Source organism: Synechococcus sp. R55.7 (assembly GCF_047461955.1).
Classification (GTDB): domain Bacteria; phylum Cyanobacteriota; class Cyanobacteriia; order Thermostichales; family Thermostichaceae; genus Thermostichus.
In genome coordinates, this window is the sequence record NZ_JANSIC010000292.1 from 1 (window position 1) to 2,469 (window position 2,469).

At 58.7% G+C, this 2,469-nt stretch carries 2 protein-coding genes; one reads left to right on the plus strand and one right to left on the minus strand.

From position 1 onward, the window contains the following. Positions 1 to 307, plus strand: a 307-nt coding sequence (locus NW820_RS11830; protein ID WP_414407585.1) for a hypothetical protein, incomplete at its 5' end; no start/stop codon positions are given. On the opposite strand, the gene NW820_RS11835 is transcribed toward NW820_RS11830, so the two are convergent. Further along, positions 304 to 2,397 (minus strand): serine/threonine protein kinase, encoded by a 2,094-nt coding sequence (locus NW820_RS11835; RefSeq protein ID WP_414407586.1) that lies wholly within the window; start codon positions 2,395 to 2,397, stop codon positions 304 to 306. The two genes, NW820_RS11830 and NW820_RS11835, sit on opposite strands and share 4 nt — an antisense overlap. Positions 2,398 to 2,469 lie beyond the last annotated feature (72 nt).

A 2,469-nucleotide genomic window follows, 5' to 3' on the forward strand; every position in this document is an offset into this window, starting at 1 on the left:
TGACAGCAACCGGAGATTGGATCCTGACGTTTTTGTAAATGATGATGCTGCCCCTGGCAACTTTACCACCTCTGAGCTGACCATCCCAGTACGGCAAGACCGCTGCTACTTGCTCCAGGTGCAAAGCTACTGGGCACAAAATGCCTCTCCAACGGCTGGGCCGGGTAGCCCTGGGCGAGGCCCTTACACCATCGAAGTTGTGAGCGAAAGCTTTGCTGCTCCTCCTCCACCGCCTCAACGGCAACAGAAACCGGACGATAGGGAAGACGGCGGCGGCGGTGATCGGGGAGGAGGCGTAGGTATTTAGCTCTGCCGTGTGAGCCTAATGGCGAAGCTGGCGCTACCACAGGTAGCCGTTCCTCGAATCGAGCGCCCGTCAGCGCTGACAGTGCCGCTCCAAGTGATGGTTGGGGTGCCACTACCCGCTGCCTTACCGCTGACAGAAAGTTGGTTGCCGATGAGCTGGCCACTGCGTTCGGAAAAGCTGGGGGAGGAAACGCTGATCTGGTTGCCCTCCTGACGAATGGAGACGGTTTCCTGGACGCCAGCCGCAACATTGACCTTGCACAGGGATCCCTGCCAGATAAAAGATCCTCCCTCGTAAAGCCACTCGCCGCTGAGGGCCAGCTCTGCCGCAGGTGTTGGCGTTGCTGGGGCAGGTGTGGCAGTGGGAGTGGGGGATGGAGTCGGGGTGGGGGTAGGAGTACGAGGGACAAGCGGGGTGAATCGAGGGATAGGGGTAAGCGTCGGTGTCGGAGTGGGTGTTGGTGCTGGAGTCGGGGTGGGTGTCGGTCTCGGAGTGGGTGTTGGTGCTGGAGTCGGGGTGGGTGTCGGCGTTGGAGTGGGAGCAGGTTCGAGTGTAGGTGTTGGGGTTACTTCAGCGGTAGGGATCGGATCCGGTTCTTCCCGGCTATCGCGGATCGTTGGGCGTGGCCACAGCAAAAAGGCGGCCAGCAAAGCCATAACGCCCAGGGATCCCCCGGCCAAAACCCACTTCAGGTTGCTGTCGGAAGGTTGCAGAACCGTTTGGGGGGCAGCTTGCCGCAGAGGGCGAGTGCGGGGAGTATCGGTTCGTGCCGGCGTGGCAGGGCGAGCGACGGGGGGATCCTGAACGGTCGGGAGAGCGTTGCTGGCTGGGATCACTGTGGAGGGCGTTTTGGGAGTTTCATCCTCACTTTGGGGGGAGGGATCCGGTGTTTCCGGCGAAGCTTCTGCTGAGGAGGGTTCCCGCTCGGTGATGTAATAGGGGATCCCTGCACCTGGAGGAGGGGGAGAGACCGGCTCATCTTCGATGAGATCCAGATCCTCATCGCGGATATCTTCAAAGGCTCCAGAAGCCGATCCTGTATTGCGGGTGGTTTGGATTGGTGGCTTGGGGTCAGAAGAGGGTGGAGCATCCCGTTGAGCCTTAGCGCTGCCGGTGGGCAGGATCACAGTGCTGGCTTGGCCACTAGAGAGTTGGGTGGTTGCCGTCAGGTCATAGGCTTGCAGCAGTCGTTCCCCCAGCTCCCGCATCGTTTGCGGTCGTTCGTCTGGGTTTTTTTTCAGGCAATCCATCACCACCGCTGCCAAGGGGGGTGGGATCGGCTGGGGAGCTGTATTGGGGTTGATCTCCAGGGGGCTTTCGTAACAATGGGCGTGGATCCAACTGTGCAAAGAGTCAGTTTCCAATTGAAAGGGCATGGATCCCGTCAGCATCTCGTAGAGCACTACCCCAAAGGAGTAGATATCCGAGCGGGCATCCAAGGCTTTGCCCCGTATCTGTTCGGGAGAGGCGTAGCGAGCTGTGCCGATAAATCCTCCCCCTTTTTGGGTGCCCAGGCTGAGGGTGTGATCCGCCAGGGTTTTGGCCACGCCAAAGTCGAGGATTTTCAGTTGGGGGATAAGCTTGCCATTTTGAAAAACTTGCTCGATGAAGAGGTTGCTGGGTTTGATGTCGCGATGGATAACGCCTCGAATCTCGCGACCCTCTACCTTGGCCTGAAACGTGTGGGCAAAGTGCAGCCCCTCACAGGCCTGCAAGGCTAGTCGAACGGCTTGTCGAACCGGCAAAGCCCCTTTTTCTCGGATCAGCTTGCCCAGATCCTGCCCCTTAAGGTACTCCATCACCAAGTAGGCCTGCTCCCCCTCTTGGCCGTGATCCAAAACCTTGACGATGCGAGGATGCTGCCCCAGAAGGGTGCTAACGCGGATCTCTTCGGCAAAGCGACGGCGCAAGTCTGTCTGGAAGTCGCCCCGGCTCAGCAGCATGGGGGCATATAAGATCTTGACAGCTACCTCTTGGCCGTTGTTGTGTAAGTCTAAGGCGCGGAAGACGGATCCCATACCACCGCTACCAATTTCTTGAATCAGCTGGTAGCGGTTGCCCAAAATGCGGTTGGTGAGATCTGCGGTCATGGGTTTGCAGCTTGGAGAAGAGGAATTGCAGGGGGAATGTCCATACCATAAACCGAATTGCTGAGGTCTGCA